The sequence below is a fragment of the Nonomuraea sp. NPDC051298 genome (genome assembly GCF_055586305.1).
The window spans coordinates 128,840-144,980 of the sequence record NZ_JBVJIM010000017.1; the positions used below are offsets into that span (position 1 = coordinate 128,840).

Below are 16,141 nucleotides of genomic sequence, written 5' to 3' on the forward strand. Positions count from 1 at the left end.
CCCGCGTCTGAAAATCCGGGCATGGCGGGTGACGGTCGGCCATGCTCGGAGGTCAGGGCTCGTCCGGTGCCGGGGTTTTGTCGTTGCGGCGGCGGCCGGGCAGACGCATGGTGAGCAGCCGCGCGCGTGGCGCCGTCCGTTCGGCCAGGCCGAACAGCGCCTGGGTCCGGGTACGGTCGGCGTCCAGGTGAGTGAAGAGGTTGACCCCGAGATAGAAGGTGATCGCCGCATAGGCGAGTTCGCGGGGCGGCAGGAGCCTGGCCAGCGGCGATCCGCCGATGACCCGCTCGAGAGCCTCCTCGACGAAGTCGATCCACGGCTCGGCGCGCGCGGTGATCTCCTCGCGCAGTTCGGCGCGGGCGATGCTCGCGCCGACCATTTCGGCGAAGAACGTGATGTGCCCGCCCTCGATGTCGGCGTGGTAGATCTCGTTCGCGGTCGCGACGAGTTCTTCCAGCGTCCGGCATTGCTCCACCGCCTGCCGGTAGGCCTCCATGCGCTGCTCCGACGACCGGTCCAGCGCGGCGAGGAGCAGCGCGTCGACGCCGCCGAAGTGGTAGAAGACCAGCGCCGAGTTGACCCCCGCCGTCGCGGCGATGGCCCGCGCGCTGGTGCCCGCGTACCCGTTACTGCGCACCGTCTCGGCAGCGGCCTCGATCAGGCGGTCCCGCGTCTCCACCCCTGGCTGCTGCTTTCCGGTCACCCGCGCCCCCTCTTGACAGATTCCTGGGCCTCCATCATACGGTTTAATCAGTCGGTTAAACCGCACGATTAAGGAGTGCCTGTGGAGCCCGAACGGCAACCCCAGCAGCGCGCGAGACGGTTACTCGCCGGAGTCCTGGCCGCCCTGTTCGCGGCGATGCTGCTCTATCGGGTCCTGCACGAGGGCCATCTGGAGCAGACGGCGTTGTTCTACGTCGGCATACCGGCCGTGATCGCCGTCACCGTCGCTCTCACCGCGCGGCCCCGCAGCACGGTCGGCCTGGTCATGGCCGCCATCACCGTCGCCCTGGCCCTCGCCGGGCCGCTGCTCGGTGAGGGGATCGTCTGCCTGGTGTTCGCCGCTCCGCTGTTCTACCTGGTCGGCGCACTGGTCGGGGTGCTCATCGACGAGGTGCGGCGGCGCACGGGCAAGGGGCGGATGGGGCTGCTCCTCGTGCCGCTCGTCATGGCCGGCGCGCTGGAGGGCACCGTGGCCTCGATGCCGCGTGCCGACGAGGTGAGCGTCACCGTGAGCGCGGCAGGCACGGACGTCGAACGCGTACTGGCCGCGCGACCGAGGTTCGGGCCCGTGGAGTCACCCTTCCTGCGCCTCGGCTTCCCCCGCCCGATCCGGTCGGAAGGCACCGGGCTGGCCGTCGGCGACACCCGTACGATCACCTTCACTCCCCGCCGCTCACTGGGCATCGGCGCCCCGCTGGAACCCCGGTCGCTGACTCTGCGGGTGAGCGAGCGCGCTCCAGGGCACGTCGTGTTCGCCGTGGTCGAGGACACCACCGTGGCTCGCTGGATGGACCTGCGCCAGGCGACGTTCGACTGGCGTGCGGACCGCCTGACGGTCACCGTCGCCTATCGCCGCACCTTCGACCCCGGCTGGTACTTCGGCCCGCTTCAGCGGTACGCGGTCTCTGAGGCGGCCGGTTACCTGGCCAGGACGTTCACCTCGTGAACGATCCGGCGCTGATCCGGGGCGTCGCGCTTTTCGTGCCGACGGCCGCGGTGTGGATCTCGGTCGCGCTACGGCGGCCAGGGCAGCGCGACCTCGCCGCGATGATCGTCGCCACGGCGTGGAACCTGCTCGCTCTCGCGGTGGTGAACGTCGTCGCCGTGGCGGCGGGATGGTGGACGTTCGGCGCGAAGGGCGCGCTCGTGGCCGGTGTCCCCGCCGACCTCCTGCTGGGCTGGGCGCTGCTCTGGGGCGCGCTGCCCGCCTGCGCCGCGCGGTCCCTGCCGCCCGCGCTGGTCGTCGCCGTGCTCGCCTGGCTGGACCTGGCGGTGATGCCGCTGGCCGAGCCGGTGGTGGTGCTCGGAAAGGACTGGTTGTACGGCGAGGCCGCCGCGATCGGGCTCGCCCTGGTGCCCGGCCTGCTCCTCGCCCGGTGGACCGCCGCGGACCGCCGTCTGCCGTGGCGGGTGTCGGCACAGGTGGTCCTCGTGGGCGGGCTCATGCTCGCCGTCCCGATCGCGCTCACCGGCGTGTGGCGGCAGCCCACGTGGGTGCTCGGGCTGCTGGCGCAGGTGCTCGCCGTGCCGCTGCTGTTCGGGGTCGCCGCCGTGCGCGAGTTCGCCGTCTCGGGACGGGGCACACCGGTGCCCTACGACCCGCCCGAACGTCTCGTCACCAGCGGGCCGTACGCCTACCTGCGCAATCCCATGCAGTCCGCCATGGTCGCCGCCTACCTGCCGCTCGCGGTTCTCGACGTCCGGTTCGCCGCCGCCGCGGTCGTCAACGTCGCCTACGGCGCGGGGCTGGCCTCCTGGCACGAGGGGGCACAACTGCTCGCCCGGTACGGCGCCGACTGGACGACCTACCGGGCGCACGTACGCGCCTGGCTCCCTCGCGTCCGTCCCTACCCCGGCCTGCCGCACGCCGACGTCTACGTGGCCGCGACCTGTGAGCGGTGTGACCGACTGGGCCGATGGGTCGGCCGCCGCCGCCCGGTGTCGCTGCGGATCCTGCCCGCCGAGAACCATCCCGCCGGTCTGCGCCGGATGACCTACGAGCGGGCGGACGGGCTGCGCGCCCAGGGAGTGGCCGCCTTCGCCCACGTGGCCCAGCACCTGCACCTGGGCTGGGCCGTCCTCGGCTGGTTCCTCCTGCTGCCGGGAGTGGGGTGGTTCGCGCAGTTGTGCGCCGACGCCTTCGGCGCCGGTCCGGTTGACCGGGAAGTTCGCTACACCTCCGGAAAGACCTGATCCAGGTGCGTCGCGCCACTCGCCGTCACGACGGCAGGAGCCCCGGGGCTGCCTGACGGCGGCCCCGGGGCTCCTCGGCGGTGGTCAATCGAGGTCGGCGATCACCTTGCCGGCGTCACGGGTGAGGGTCTGGCGGACGTCCGCCCGCGTCACCAGCCGCTGGTCGGCGACCAGGGCCTGGAACGCGGTCAGGTGGCGCACCGCTCTGGCGTCGTTGCCCTTGGCCTCCGCCTTGCGGGCGTTGGTCAGCTCCCTGGTCAGGGCGGCGTGCGCCCGGTCGGACAGCCAGCTCGTGGCGCGGAAGCGGTCCAGGAGGTTCTGCATGTCGCGCGTCGAGGTGGTGACGGTGAACCCGACGTCGGTGGTCACGGCGTTGCCCGCGTTGTCGGTCGCGGTCACCGCCACGGTGTGGGCCGCCAGGCTCTGGGTGAACAGCGGCACCACGGAGTCGGCCGTGAGAGCACCCCCGTCCAGGGTGCCCGACGCGGTACGCACACCAGAGGTGGTGTCCGCGGCCTGCCAGGTGATGCGCAGGTCCTGGGCGTCGCCGTACACCTCGCCGTCGGACACGCCCGAGACCATCAGGGTGGGCCTGGTGCCGTCGATCTTCAGGACGGCGGCCTTCTCCTGCTCGGTCGTGCCGGCCGCGTCGCGGGCACGGTAGCGCAGCTCGTGGTCGCCGTCGCCGCTGACGACCACCGGCCCGTCGGCGTAGGCCGTCCACGGCCCGGCGTCGAGCGAGTACTCGACGCGGGTCACGCCCGAGCCCGCGTCGTGCGCGGCCAGGAGCACCGGCACGTCGCCGTCGTTCCAGCCCGCGTCGTTGGGCGCCGCGAACGAGGCGGTGGTCTGCGGCGCGGTGGTGTCGAGCCTCAGCGTGAGCGAGCCGGGCGCCTCGACGTTGCCGGCGCCGTCACGGGAGCGGTACTCCAGCTTGCGGGTGCCGTCCCCGCTGACCAGGACCGTTTCGGTGTACGGGGTCCAGGCGCCATCGTCGAGGCGGTATTCGGTGGCCGCCACGCCGGAGCCCTCGTCCGTGGCCGACAGCGTGACCTCGATCGGCCCGGTCTTGTACCAGCCGTCCTCGCCGTCGGGCGCGTTCGGCTCGGCGGTCGTCACCGGTGGTGTGTCGTCGGCGCCGGCGACCGGGGTGAACCTGAACTTCTGGTTGTCGGCGTTGGAGCAGGTCCACTGGACCACGGCCGCGCCGTCGGCCTGGGAGACGCCGGCGACGTCGACGCACAGGCCGCTCACCGCGGAGGTGATCTGGTAGGTCTCGCCCGACTTCACCGGGTTGAAGCGCTGGTTGACCTGGTGGGCGTGGGACGAGGGGTGGCAGCTCCACTGCACGAGCTGGATGTCCGGCGCGGTCGAGCCGCCGGGCACGTCCAGGCACTTACCGCTCCTGACGTTCTTGAGCTGGTAGCCGCCCCCGCTGAGCGGGATCGCCTCCCACTGCTGCTCGGCGCCCGCGGTCGCGCCCATCTGGACGATGACCGCGTTGTCGGCCGTCGAGGCGTCCTTGACGGTGACGTTCCTGCCGCTGTGCTGCGCGGTCAGCGTGTAGAGGCCGGCCTCGGGGCCGCCGGGGGCGTCCCCGGCCACGAACTGGACGGCGTCCAGGTCGAAGGCGTTGTCCTGGCTGTTCTTGAACACCACGTACAGGGTCGAGGTGCGGACGTCGGACCTGACCGGGACGGACGGCGTCATCTGGTAGTTGTTCCAGTCCCCGGTGTTGATGGCGGAGGTGGTGGCCAGCAGCGTGCCGGTCGGCGAGTCCGCGCGCAGTTCGATGCTGCCGACGCCGTACGGGCTGGACATCCGGTAGCTGACCGCGGTGATCCCGTCGAGGTCCATCGGGGTGAAGGCGATCCAGTCGTTGTCGCTGATGTCGCCGATGCGCTTGCCGCTCTCCGCCCCGGCCTCGTCGATCACCCGCACGCCGGAGCCGGCCGTGAAGTACTCGGCCTGCTTGTGCCTGGGCTGCAGGATCACCTTGGCGTACCCGGTGAGTGGGTGCTCGCCCTGGTCGGTGTAGCGGGCGTTGATGACGTAGTAGAGGTTGGCGCCCGCCGGATGGCCGCCGAGGTTGCTGGTGGGGATGGTGCCCTCGCAGCCGGGGATCTCGGAGGTCTCGTGCTCGTGGTCGTCGTGCCCGAGGGCCGGGGTCACGAACACCTTCTGGCAGTCGATCTCGCCGTCCTCGGCGTCGGTGACCTTGATCTTGTACGGCACGTTCTGGCCGAACTCGATGAGCGAGCCGTTGACCGGCAGCTCCAGCGTGACCGTCGGCCTGGTGTTGCCCACCGTCACCTGGACGTTGGAGAAGCCCTCCTTGCCGGTGGTGTCCTTCACCCTCAACTGGGCGTTGAACTGCCCGGCCTGCTGGTAGGTGTGGGAGACCTCGGCCTCGGTGGAGTCGAAGGCGCCGTCACCGTCGAAGTCCCACGCGAAGTCGATCGGGTCGCCGTCGGGGTCGAAGCTACCCGAGCCGTCGAACTCCACCGTCAGCGGCGCGGGGCCGTCGGTCCGCGAAGTGGTGATCTTCGCGACCGGGGCGCGGGCGCCGGCGGAGTAGTCGATCCGGTAGAGCCCGGAGTCGTTGTTGCCGCCGCCGAAGGAACTGCCCCACTCCAGCAGGTACAGCGCGCCGTCGTGGCCGAAGGTCATGTCCATCGGCTTGTTGAACTGCTGGTTGCCCAGGAAGCTGTTGATCTTCAGGACCTTGTCGTCGGCGTCGCGGTGCACCTCCTTGACGTAGTCGCGGGCCCACTCGTAGAAGAAGCCGACGCCGTCGAAGTAGGCGGGGAACTTGGTCGTGGACGGGTTGTCCGGGTCGTAGCGGTAGACCGGCCCGCTCATCGGGGCCGAGCCGCCGGAGCCCAGCTCGGGGAAGACGGGCGAGGTGCCGTAGCCGTACCACATGACGGGCGACTCGATCGGCGGCAGCTCGGTGAGCCCGGTGTTGTTGGGCGAGTCGTTCACCGGGTTGGCGCAGTCGAACTTGGGGCCGACGACCTTGGTGTCGGGGTTGTAGGGCGCGTACGCCTGGTTGTCGCCGTGGCAGAACGGCCAGCCCATGTTGCCGGCCTTCTTGATGACGTTGTACTCCACCAGCCCTTCTGGCCCGCGGTCGGTGGTCGGGCCGCCGCGGTCGGGCCCGTAGTCGGCCACGTGCAGGTACCCGGTCTCCTGGTCCACGGTGAACCTGAACGGGTTGCGGAAGCCCATCGCGTAGATCTCGGGCTTGGTCCTGGCGGTGCCCGGCGGGAACAGGTTGCCCTCGGGGATGTCGTAGCCGCCGTCCGCCTTGGGCTTGATCCGCAGGATCTTGCCGCGCAGGTCGTTGGTGTTGCCCGCGGTGCGGGCGGCGTCCAGCATGTGCTGGCCGGGCCGCCAGTCGATGGGCGCGTACCCCTGCCAGTCGGGCGAGAGGTTCGGCGGGACGTCGTCACCCGTGCTCAGGTAGAGGGCCCCGTCGGGGCCGAACTCCACGGCGCCGCCGGTGTGGCCGGGCTCCGGGTAGGTCCTGGCCCGGTAGGCGGGCACCTCCAGCAGCTTCTTCTCCGTGGCCGGGTCGATGCCGTCGCCGTTCACGGTGAAGCGCGAGAGCCTGTTGACGTCCTCGGCGCTGTCGGCGGGCGCCCAGTAGAGGTAGATCCAGCCGTTGTCGGCGAACTTCGGGTCGAGCTCCATGCCCACCAGGCCGTCCTCGCCGCCGGTGTAGGCGTTCAGGGTGGCGGCGGTGACGGTGGTGTGGGTGTCCGGCTTGAAGATCTTGATCTCGCCGCGGCGCTGGACGTAGAAGACGCGGCCGTCGGGGGCGACGTCCAGCTCCATCGGGTCGGCGGTGTTGTCGTCGAGGGTGATCTTCTCGAAGCTGCTGTTCACCGTGCCGCCGCAGTCACCGGCTTCGACGCCGGCCGCCCAGCCGAGGCCGCCGAGCACGTGCTCGCGGAACAGCGGCTCGCTGTAGGCGGAGGTCTCATGCCCCATGGCGGTGGCCCAGACCCTGCCGCCCTCGGCGTTGCGGCACCAGGAGATCGGGTGGTCGGCGCCCATCGCCGAGCCGCCCGGGTTGTAGGTGGTCTCGTCCGCGGTCACCAGGACGTGGACGTTGCCGCGCGGGTTGGGCGCGAAGTTGTACCACTCCTCGGGGCGCTCCCAGCGCTGCGGCAGGTTCTTGGTGGAGGGGTGCACGCGGTCGGCGACCTTGGCCGTGCCCTGCAGCGTGCCGGGGGAGTGGGCGGGCATGTGGGCGCCGCCGTTGACGAGGTCGTCCCACCAGGGGAACTCGTTCTCGATGCCCATGTCGAGGGCGTTGTGCAGGGCGACCACGCCCTTGCCCGAGCGCACGTACTTCTGCAGGGCCTGGCGCTGGGCGTCGTTCTCCCAGACCATGCCGGAGTTCTGCAGCATGATCAGCACGTCGAACGTGGCCAGGTCGGCGTCGTTGAAGGCGCTGGAGTCGGCGGTCTGCACGACCTCGAACCCGTGCTCGGTGGCCATCTCCCTGACCATCTGGATGCCGGCCGGGATCGATCCGTGGACGTATCCGACGGCCTTGGTGAACAGCAGCGCACGGAAGGGCTTGTGGTGGACGGCGTCAGCGCGCGCCGTACCGGTTAAGGAGGTTAACAGCAGGAACGGGAGAATGAGGGCAGCGAACAATCGACGCATGTCGCAACTCCATGGCGAGCGAGGGCTCCAGGGGGTGGGAGTTCGTGACGGTGGTCAGAGTGACTTGAGGAAGGCCAGTCCCTCGGTGGCGAGGGCGTCCTGGCTGGGAGCGAGCGGCCGCCAGATGGAGGCCGCGGTGGCGATGGTCTGGTTGTGCGCGGTGAACGACTCGATGACGAGCGGTCCCGCGTACCCGATGGCGCTCAGGGCCTGGGTGAAGCCGGGCCAGTCGAACAGGTCGGCGCCCGGCGCGCCGCGGTCGGTGCCGCAGACCTGCACGTGCGCCACCCGGCCGGCGGCGGCCCGTACCGCCAGCGCCGGGTTCTTCTCCTCGATGTTCAGGTGGTAGACGTCAAGGGCCAGGTCACACTCCTCCGGCAGCGCGTCGAGCGCCTGCTCGACGGTGTTGATCAGGCTGGTCTCGTAGCGGTTGAGCGGCTCGACCGCGATCCGCACACCGCGTTCGGCGGCGTATCCGGCGACCGGCAGGAGGTTGCGGCGCAACTCGGCGTAGGCGCCGCGCCGCTCGCCGGCCGACATCCGCCAGGTACGCCCGACCGAGGCGTAGGCGGGACCGCCGATGACCGGCGAGCCCACCGTCACCGCCACGTCCACGCAGTGGCGCAGGTAGTCCTGGGTCTCGCGGACGGTCTCGGCCGAGGCCGCGACCAGCTCGCGGCCCGGCGGCATGACCAGCACCACCGACGCGGCCAGGCCGTGCCGGGCGAGCAGGTCGGCCGCCAGGTGGGGGTCCCAGTCGCCGGGCCGCTCGACGGGCAGCTCGACGACGTCGAACCCCCACGCGGCCACCTGCGGTACGAGCCGGGCCAGGTCGTCGTCGGTCAGCGGCGAGACCCACACCCAGGTGTTCACTCCTGACGGGAACATGCTCACCCCTTCGTCCCGCCCCAGGTCTCCGGGAAGCCGGGCAGGTTCTCGCAGCCGCACAGGGCGTAGTGCAGCGGCGGCATGTCGGGCTGCAGATAGGTGTCGAGGTTCGCGGCGGTGATCTTGGGCTGGGGAAGGTTCCACACCTTCGGGACCTCCTCGCCCGCCAGGATCTTCAGCGCCGCGATGATCGGCGTGCGCCACTGGTAGGTGGGGTACGTGGGGGCGATGGCGGTGAGCTGGTCGTCCTTCCATTTGCGCAGGAAGTCCTGCTGGTCCTCGCCGGTCATCGGCGGAACGGGCAGGCCCGCGTCCTCGAACGCCTCGGCCACGGCCACCGAGGTCGCGCCCGAGTCCATCCACACGCCGTCGATCTTGCCGTGGCGCTGGATGTAGTCGCTGACGATGCTCTTGGCCTTGGCGGCGTCACCGTCGGTGAACTCCACGCCGACGACCTCCAGCTCGCTGGCGTCGAAGGCCACCTTCGCCGCCGACCAGCGGGTCTCCAGCACGTCCACCCCGGGGCTGATGCGCAGCGCGAGGACCTTCCCGCCCGCCGGCACCTTCTCCACCAGGAACTCGGCGGCGTCGGCGCCGAAGGCGTAGCCGCCGATCGGCTTGATGAACGTCACCGGGCAGTCGGTCTCCACCCCGCGGTCGAAGACGATGACCGGGACCTTCGCGCAGGCGGCCTTCACCGCCGGGGTGAGCGTGGCCGTGGTGTTGGGGGAGATGATCAGCACGTCGCAGCCCTTGGCCGACAGCTCGGAGATGTCGGAGATCTGCTTGTCGTCCTTGCCCTCGGCGTCCAGCGCGGTGAGCTTGGCGATCTCCTTGTGCTGGGCCGCCTCGGCCTGCATGGACTTCCAGCCCACCTGCAGCCAGGGGTTGTTGACCGCGGCGTTGGAGAAGCAGACCTCGTACGGCCCGGTCTTCTTGTGCTCGGCCGTGTCGGTCATCTGCGGGGAGATGGCCTGCTCCCAGGGCTTGTCCTGCGGTCCCTGCGCGGTCTGCGAACGCATGGCGAGCTGGGCGTCGTAGTCGGCCTGGACGAAGAACTTCGACTGCTCACCCGTGCCGGCGGCGGGCGCCGCCGAGGAAGCGGACGCGGCCGGCCCCGTGGCGGTCGTGGTGGCCGCGGGCTTGTCGGTGGTGCAGCCGGAGGCGAGCATCGCCAGCGCCGCCCCGGCGAGGACGAAGGACCTAGGTCGCATGTGCGTCTCCTTTGGATCTCCGGAGGTGAAGGAACGGCAGCCGTACCGCTCCGGCCGCCACGGCGGCGATGATGATGACGCCCTGCACGGTGAACTCCAGGGCCCCCGAGATCCCGTACAGGTTGAGCAGGGTGAACAGCGCCTCGAGGGTCAGGGCGCCGGCCATCGCGGCGACGACGGAGCCCCGCCCGCCGCCCAGCGCGACGCCACCGAGGACGACCGCCGTGATGGCCTGGAACTCCAGCCCCTGGCCGGCCTGGGCCGAGACCCCGGCGAAACCGCCGAGCAGGATGCCCGCCACGGCCGCGGCCACGCCGGACAGGACGAAGGCGAGGATCCGCACCCGGTGCACGCGCACGCCGGACAGCGCGGCGGCCCGCTCGTTGTCGCCGGTCGCGATGAGGGTCCTGCCGAAGTCGGAGCGCGTGAGCAGGATCGCCGCCACGGCCACGACCAGCAGGATCAGCACGGCCCAGCCGGCCTCCCTGCCGAAGACCCGGAAGCCCTGCGACAGGGCGCCGCGCGGCGCACCGCCCGTCCACAGGAAGACCGCGCCGGACAGGATCAGCATCATGCCGAGCGTGGTGATGAACGACGGCACCCGCAGCAGTGTCGTCACCGCCCCGTTGACGAGCCCGACGAGCAGGCCGAGGACGATCAGCAGGGCGAGCACCGGCCAGGTCGCCGCCTCGTCACCGTCGATGAGCCGGGCGGCGACGACCACCTCGGCGGTCACCAGCGAGCCGACCGACAGGTCGAACTCGCCGGAGACGATCACGAAGTACTGCCCGGCGGCCAGGATGACCAGCGGCGCCGCCCGCCTGACGAAGGCCAGGAACCCGCCCGGCTCCAGGAAGTACGGGTTGGCGACGGCGATCGCGGCCAGCAGCACCAGCAGCACCGCGAGGATCGGCAGCGCGCGTCTCATGACCGTCTCCTTCCGAGCAGGCCACTGCGGCGGGCGTAGACGGCCACCGCGGCCACGATGACCACGCCGCGGACCACGTCCTTGACGAAGGAGTTGACCTCGAGCTGGTTGAAGACGCTGTCGAGCACGGCCAGCAGCAGCACGCCGCCGACCGTCCCGGCCACGCCGCCCCTGCCGCCGGCCAGCGCGGTGCCCCCGAGGACGACCGCGGCGATCGACTCCAGGTCGTAGCCGCCGTCGGTGCCGACGGTCGGGGCGCCCGCGCCGAGCCTGGCGGCCAGCAGCAGGCCGGCGATCCCGGCGCAGAGCGAGCACAGGATGTGGGTGACGATCACCACGCGGTCGGTCCGCACCCCGGACAGCCGGGCCACCTCCACGTCGCCGCCGACGGCGTAGACGCGGTAGCCGTACCTGGTCCGGCTGAGCAGGAACCAGGCCGCCAGCGCGACCCCGGCCCACAGCAGCGCCGAGACCGGCACAGGACCGATCCGGTCGTAGCCGAGGTGCTGGAAGGATTCGGGCACCCGTCCTGCCGGTCCGTCGTACAGGTGGTCCACGATGCCCTTGATGATCAGCGCGACGCCGAGGGTGGCGATGAACGCGTGCACCTTCAGCTTGGTGATCACCAGGCCGTTGACCAGCCCGACGAGCACGCTGACCCCGGTGACGGCGGCCAGCGCCGGCACGATGCCGCCGTCCTGGCCTGCCATGGTCTCCGCGGCGACCAGCGAGGTGAGGCTGATCAGGTAGGCGACCGACAGGTCCAGCGAACCTGCCAGGATGGCCAGCGTCTGCCCGACCGCGACGATCCCCAGTGCCGCCGAGCGCTGCTGCACGCCGACGACGTTCTCCAGCGTGAGGAACTGCCCGCCGTCCGCGGCGACCAGCGCCCATCCGGCCAGGATCAACGCGGCCAGGGCCAGGAAGACCACCCGCGTCGGGGTGGACAGCACCGCCGACCTGGCCCTGCGCACGGTGAACGCGTCGGGGCTCATGCGACCACCTCGCCGGCGGCCAGGCGCATGATGGCCTCCTCGGACGGGCCGGCCGGGAGCGTCCCGGCGACGCGGCCCTCCCGCAGGACGACGATGCGGTCGCTCATGCCGATCAGCTCGGGCAGCTCGGAGGAGATCATCATGATCGCGGTGCCCTCGCGGGCCAGCTCGCGCATCAGGTCGTGGATGGCCGCCTTGGCCCCCACGTCGACGCCGCGGGTCGGCTCGTCGAACAGCAGTACCTTCGGGGTGAGGGTCATCCACTTGGCCAGGACGACCTTCTGCTGGTTGCCGCCGGACAGGAAGCGGACCTCCTGCTCCTGGCGCGGCGGCTTGAGCCGTACGCGTTCGAGCAGCTCGCGTATCCCGTCGCGGCCGCCGCGGTGGCCGCCCGCGCGGGCCGCCAGCAGCGCGTTGTCGCGTACCGACTGGCGCAGGGCCAGGCCCTCGGTCTTGCGGTCCTCGGTCACCAGCCCGATGCCCGCGGCCACGCCCTCGCGGACCGAACGCGGGCGTACCGGCGTCATCTCGCCGTAGGTGAACGGCTCGGCGCCGAACAGCGCCTTGGCCAGCTCGGAACGTCCTGAGCCCTGCAGCCCGGCGACACCGACGATCTCGCCCGCCCTCAGCTCCAGGTCGATGTCGTGTAGCCGGTCGTTGCCCGCGCCGCTGACCCGCAGCCGCGTCTCTCCCGCTGGGGCGGCCGCTGGGTCGGCCACTGCGTCGGCGCGGGGTGGGAAATAGGTGCCGAGGTCGCGCCCGACCATGAGCCTGACCAGTGCGTCGGAGGTCACCTCAGCGGTCCGGACGGTGGCGACCAGCGCGCCGTCCTTGAGCACGGTGACCCGGTCGGCCAGGTCGAACACCTCACGTAATCGGTGCGAGATGTACAGCAGCGCGATGCCGCGCCGCTGTAATCGCCGCACCAGCCGGTACAGCAACTCGACCTCGTGCTCGGCGAGCGCGGCGGTCGGCTCGTCCATCACGACGATCCTGGCCTCCAGCGACAGTGCCTTGACGATCTCGACGACCTGCTGCTGGGCGACCGACAGGCGCTTGACGGGCTCGCGGGGGCCGAAGGAGTCCTCGCCCAGCTCGCTCAGCAGCTTGGCGGTGGCCGCGTCCATCGCCGCGCGGTCGACCAGGCCCCGCCGCACCGGCTCGCGGCCGAGGAAGACGTTCTCGGCCACGCTGCGCTCGGGCAGCAGGTTGAACTCCTGGTAGATGATCGCCACCCCGGCTCGCTGGGCCTCCAGAGGATGCCCGAACGAGACGCGGCGGCCGTCGATCTCCATCGTGCCCTCGTCGGGGGCGTGCACCCCGGCCAGGATCTTCATGAGCGTGGACTTGCCGGCGCCGTTCTCGCCCACCACCGCGTGCACCTCACCGGCCGAGGCCGTCAGATCCACGCCACCCAGCACCCGTACACCGAGGAAGCTCTTGCCGATGCCGGTCATGGTCAGCATCCCGCCCACCCCCCTGTGATCGGGGGAGTGAGGGCGGGACACCGGTGGAGGTGAGGGGTGTGGCGGGCAGAAGTGGCGCGGCCTGTCCGTTGGTTATCAGCCGATTTGCGGCCAATGTCCTCCATGTTTCCGGATGCTAAACGCGTATTATGGCGATGGTCAAGCAAAAGTCAGCTAGAATACGGCATAAGATGAACGTGTGAGCACCGAAGGGGAGTGGAGTTGGCACAGGCCACACCGGGAGCGCTGCTGTCGATCCTGCGCGACGGTCAGGCGCGCACCCGCGCCGAGCTGGTAGAGCTGACCGGCCTGGCCAGATCCACGCTCACCCAGCGGCTCGACGTCCTGCTCGACCAGCGCTGGATCGTGCCCGCGGGAGACGCCGTCCCGTCCCGGGGCAGGCCGCCCACGGCGTTCGCCTTCAACCCCCGCGCGCGGACCGTGCTCGCCGCCGACCTGGGCGTCACGCACGCGCAGGTCGCCATCACCGACCTCGGCGGCGCGGTGCTCGCGGAGCGGACCGCCGACCTGCCCGTCGACCAGGGCCCGGAGCCCTGCCTGGCCTGGCTGTTCGAGACCTGCGTCGAGTTGCTCGCCGAGTCGGGCAACGGCGTGGCCGACGTCTGCGGGATCGGCGTCGGCCTGCCGGGACCGGTCGAGCACGACAGCGGACGGCCCGTGAACCCGCCGCTGATGCCCGGCTGGGACGGCTTTCCCGTGCCCGACTGGCTGGGCTCCCGCCTCGGCGCCCCGGTGTTCGTCGACAACGACGTGAACATCATGGCGCTGGGCGAGCACTGGGCCGCCAGCCCGGACATCGAGCACCTGATCTTCACCAAGGTCGGGACCGGCATCGGCTGCGGCATCATCTCCGAAGGCCGGCTGCACCGCGGCTCCAGGGGCGCGGCCGGCGACATCGGCCACATCCAGGTGTCGGGCTCCGAGCACGTCCCGTGCCGCTGCGGCAACCTCGGCTGTCTGGAGGCGGTGGCCGGCGGCGGCGCTCTGGCCGCGCGGCTGCGCGAGGACGGGCTCGACGCCGCCGGGAGCCGCGACGTCGTACGGCTCGTGCGGGCCGGCAACGCCAGGGCCGTCCGGCTCGTCCGGCAGAGCGGCCGCGACATCGGCCACGTGCTGGCCTCGATCGTGAACTTCTTCAACCCGGCGCAGATCGTGATCGGCGGAGACCTGGCCGGGGCCGGTGACCATCTGATCGCGGGCGTCCGCGAGGTGATCTACGGCCGTTCGCTGCCCCTGGCCACACAGCGCCTCGACATCCGGACCAGCAGCCTGGGAGATCGCGCGGGGGTGGCCGGCGCCGCCGTGATGGTCATCGAGCACGCTCTGGCGCCCGAGTCCGTCGACCGGACTGTGGGCGTCTGACGGCGCACGCGGCCCGCCGAATCGCTTGGCCGAACCGAAGGTGCTCGCTCATCTGATCCGGAACACCAGCGTAAGAGACATATGCGCAGGAAGACGGCGGCCGCTCAGAGTCACTCTGGGGTGCTGGGGACCACTGTGGGTGAAGCGGCATCGCCGCGGACGCGGTCATGTTCTTGATCAGAAGGACTTGCGCACAGTGCTATTTAACTATGATCATAGTACTTTGTCGGACATGGCCAACGATCAATGGATCGGGGTGATTGTGATGCGTCGTGACTCTAGCTGGGGCTGATCCCAGATCAGTGTGGCCCGGCGCCTGCCGGGCCACACGTTTTTTGCTTTCGTGTCATGAGGGGGCATGAGCGTTCGTGGACGAGCCCGTGGTCGACGGCCGTCGAGGGAAGCCGGTGCCGGCGGATCGGCCTGCCACGTTCCGTGAGGTCTTCGGGGTGTCGGAGTACCGCTGTCTGTTCATGGCAGCGGTGTTGTCCTGGATCGGTGACTACTTCGCCAAGGTGGCCGTAGCCGTTCTGATCTTCAGTGACACGGGCTCGGTGCTGTTGTCCGCGGCGGGCTTCGCCGTCGGCTATCTGCCCTGGGTGGCGGGCGGGCCCGTGCTGGCCGCGCTCGCCGAGCGGTATCCGTATCGGCGCGTCATGATCTTTTGCGATGTGGTCCGGCTCGTTCTGGTCGCGTTCATGGTCCTGCCCGGACTGCCGTTGGCGGTGCTGCTGCTCCTGTTGCTCGCCTCCTCGCTGCTCACCCCTCCGTTCGAGGCGGCCCGCTCGGCCATGGTGGCGCAGATCCTGACCGGCGACCGCTACGTCGTGGGGCTCTCGGTGCAGAACATGGCGGGCCAGGCGGCTCAGGTGGCCGGGTACGCGCTCGGAGGGGTGACCGCCGCCGTCGACGGGCGCGTCGCGCTGCTGATCAACGCGGCGACGTTCGGGGTTTCCGCCCTGCTGCTGTGGCGCGGTGTGCGGCCCCGCCCCGTGGCAGTGGCCGCGACGCCTGGCCGCTCGTTGCTGAAAGAGACCGGTGACGGCATCAGGGTGGTGTTCGGGCATCGCGTCATGCGGCCGATCGCCCTGGTGGTGTTCAGCATGGTCGCGATCCAGATCGTGCCGGAAGGGCTGGCCGCCGCCTGGGCCGCCGAACTCGGCGGAGACTCGCGCACCGCGGGCCTGCTGATGGCGGCGTTGCCGATCGGCAACGTCATCGGCGCCTTCGTCGTGCGCGGGATGACGCCGTCGCGGCGGCTGAAGCTGATCAAGCCGATGCTGCTGATCAGCCCGGTGTTCCTGGTGCCCGCGCTGGCGAATCCTCCGGCGGTCGTCGTGTTCCTGCTGGGGGTGTGCACCGGCGTCACCGCCACGGTGGTCGTGCCGCTCAACGGCCTGTTCGTGAGCGTGCTTCCGGACGGCTTCCGCGCCCGCGCGTTCGGCGTCATGCAGGGAGGCATTCAACTCTCGTTCGCCGCCGCCGTACTCGCCGCTGGCGCGCTGGCGGAAAGCTTCCCCGTACCGGTCGTGGTGGGGGTGTGGGGCGTCTGCGGCCTGCTCGTGATGGCGGTCGCCGTACGAACCTGGCCGCAGAGCACCGTGATCGACGCCGAGATGACCCGCGCCGCAGAACTCAACCGCGAGACATCCTCCACTCCGGTGACGTAGC

General features: G+C 70.8%; 11 protein-coding genes. 4 read left to right on the plus strand and 7 right to left on the minus strand.

Annotation, left to right across the window (positions count from 1 at the left end; genetic code table 11):
- Nucleotides 1-52 precede the first annotated feature (52 nt).
- Nucleotides 53-703: a TetR/AcrR family transcriptional regulator gene (locus ACZ6S0_RS37510; RefSeq protein ID WP_465924077.1), complete on the minus strand. Its 651-nt coding sequence runs from the start codon at nucleotides 701-703 to the stop codon at nucleotides 53-55.
- Nucleotides 704-784: 81 nt separating this feature from the next.
- Here ACZ6S0_RS37510 and ACZ6S0_RS37515 point away from each other — a divergent pair, with 81 nt between their 5' ends.
- Nucleotides 785-1,669, plus strand: a complete 885-nt coding sequence (locus tag ACZ6S0_RS37515) for a hypothetical protein (protein ID WP_465924078.1) — start codon at nucleotides 785-787, stop codon at nucleotides 1,667-1,669.
- Nucleotides 1,666-2,916: a methyltransferase family protein gene (locus tag ACZ6S0_RS37520; protein WP_465924079.1), complete on the plus strand. Its 1,251-nt coding sequence runs from the start codon at nucleotides 1,666-1,668 to the stop codon at nucleotides 2,914-2,916. The genes ACZ6S0_RS37515 and ACZ6S0_RS37520 overlap by 4 nt, the downstream gene beginning before the upstream one ends.
- Nucleotides 2,917-3,000: 84 nt before the next feature.
- On the opposite strand, the gene ACZ6S0_RS37525 is transcribed toward ACZ6S0_RS37520, so the two are convergent.
- The 6 genes from ACZ6S0_RS37525 to ACZ6S0_RS37550 are packed head-to-tail and all read right to left on the minus strand — an operon-like array spanning nucleotide 3,001 to nucleotide 13,087.
- Nucleotides 3,001-7,596, minus strand: coding sequence for a ThuA domain-containing protein (locus ACZ6S0_RS37525; protein WP_465924080.1), 4,596 nt, complete (start codon nucleotides 7,594-7,596; stop codon nucleotides 3,001-3,003).
- A gap of 54 nt (nucleotides 7,597-7,650) precedes the next feature.
- Nucleotides 7,651-8,484 (minus strand): sugar phosphate isomerase/epimerase family protein, encoded by an 834-nt coding sequence (locus ACZ6S0_RS37530; RefSeq protein ID WP_465924081.1) that lies wholly within the window; start codon nucleotides 8,482-8,484, stop codon nucleotides 7,651-7,653.
- A 2-nt stretch (nucleotides 8,485-8,486) separates the two neighbouring features.
- The gene (locus tag ACZ6S0_RS37535; protein WP_465924082.1) at nucleotides 8,487-9,698 is read right to left on the minus strand and encodes a substrate-binding domain-containing protein; all 1,212 of its coding nucleotides are present in this window, start codon (nucleotides 9,696-9,698) and stop codon (nucleotides 8,487-8,489) included.
- Nucleotides 9,688-10,626, minus strand: coding sequence for an ABC transporter permease (locus ACZ6S0_RS37540; protein WP_465924083.1), 939 nt, complete (start codon nucleotides 10,624-10,626; stop codon nucleotides 9,688-9,690). Before ACZ6S0_RS37540 ends, ACZ6S0_RS37535 begins: the two co-directional genes overlap by 11 nt.
- On the minus strand, nucleotides 10,623-11,621 hold the full coding sequence (locus tag ACZ6S0_RS37545; RefSeq protein WP_465924084.1) for an ABC transporter permease: 999 nt from the start codon (nucleotides 11,619-11,621) through the stop codon (nucleotides 10,623-10,625). Before ACZ6S0_RS37545 ends, ACZ6S0_RS37540 begins: the two co-directional genes overlap by 4 nt.
- Entirely contained in the window at nucleotides 11,618-13,087 is a 1,470-nt protein-coding gene (locus ACZ6S0_RS37550) for a sugar ABC transporter ATP-binding protein (RefSeq protein ID WP_465924085.1), read from the minus strand. Before ACZ6S0_RS37550 ends, ACZ6S0_RS37545 begins: the two co-directional genes overlap by 4 nt.
- A gap of 222 nt (nucleotides 13,088-13,309) precedes the next feature.
- On the opposite strand from ACZ6S0_RS37550, the gene ACZ6S0_RS37555 reads away from it, so the two are divergent.
- Together ACZ6S0_RS37555 and ACZ6S0_RS37560 are read left to right on the plus strand one after the other, a co-directional pair.
- The gene (locus tag ACZ6S0_RS37555) at nucleotides 13,310-14,470 is read left to right on the plus strand and encodes an ROK family protein (protein WP_465924086.1); all 1,161 of its coding nucleotides are present in this window, start codon (nucleotides 13,310-13,312) and stop codon (nucleotides 14,468-14,470) included.
- Nucleotides 14,471-14,838: 368 nt separating this feature from the next.
- A complete protein-coding gene (locus ACZ6S0_RS37560) occupies nucleotides 14,839-16,140 on the plus strand; it encodes an MFS transporter (protein WP_465924087.1) in 1,302 nt (433 codons plus the stop codon).
- Nucleotide 16,141 lies beyond the last annotated feature (1 nt).

Bases quoted from the DNA above. Each gene is read 5' to 3' on its own strand.
- ACZ6S0_RS37550 (WP_465924085.1), bottom strand. From the start codon at position 13,087: ATGCTGACCATGACCGGCATCGGCAAGAGCTTCCTCGGTGTACGGGTG.
- ACZ6S0_RS37535 (WP_465924082.1), bottom strand. From the start codon at position 9,698: ATGCGACCTAGGTCCTTCGTCCTCGCCGGGGCGGCGCTGGCGATGCTC.
- ACZ6S0_RS37540 (WP_465924083.1), bottom strand. From the start codon at position 10,626: ATGAGACGCGCGCTGCCGATCCTCGCGGTGCTGCTGGTGCTGCTGGCC.
- ACZ6S0_RS37545 (WP_465924084.1), bottom strand. From the start codon at position 11,621: ATGAGCCCCGACGCGTTCACCGTGCGCAGGGCCAGGTCGGCGGTGCTG.
- ACZ6S0_RS37525 (WP_465924080.1), bottom strand. From the start codon at position 7,596: ATGCGTCGATTGTTCGCTGCCCTCATTCTCCCGTTCCTGCTGTTAACC.
- ACZ6S0_RS37530 (WP_465924081.1), bottom strand. From the start codon at position 8,484: ATGTTCCCGTCAGGAGTGAACACCTGGGTGTGGGTCTCGCCGCTGACC.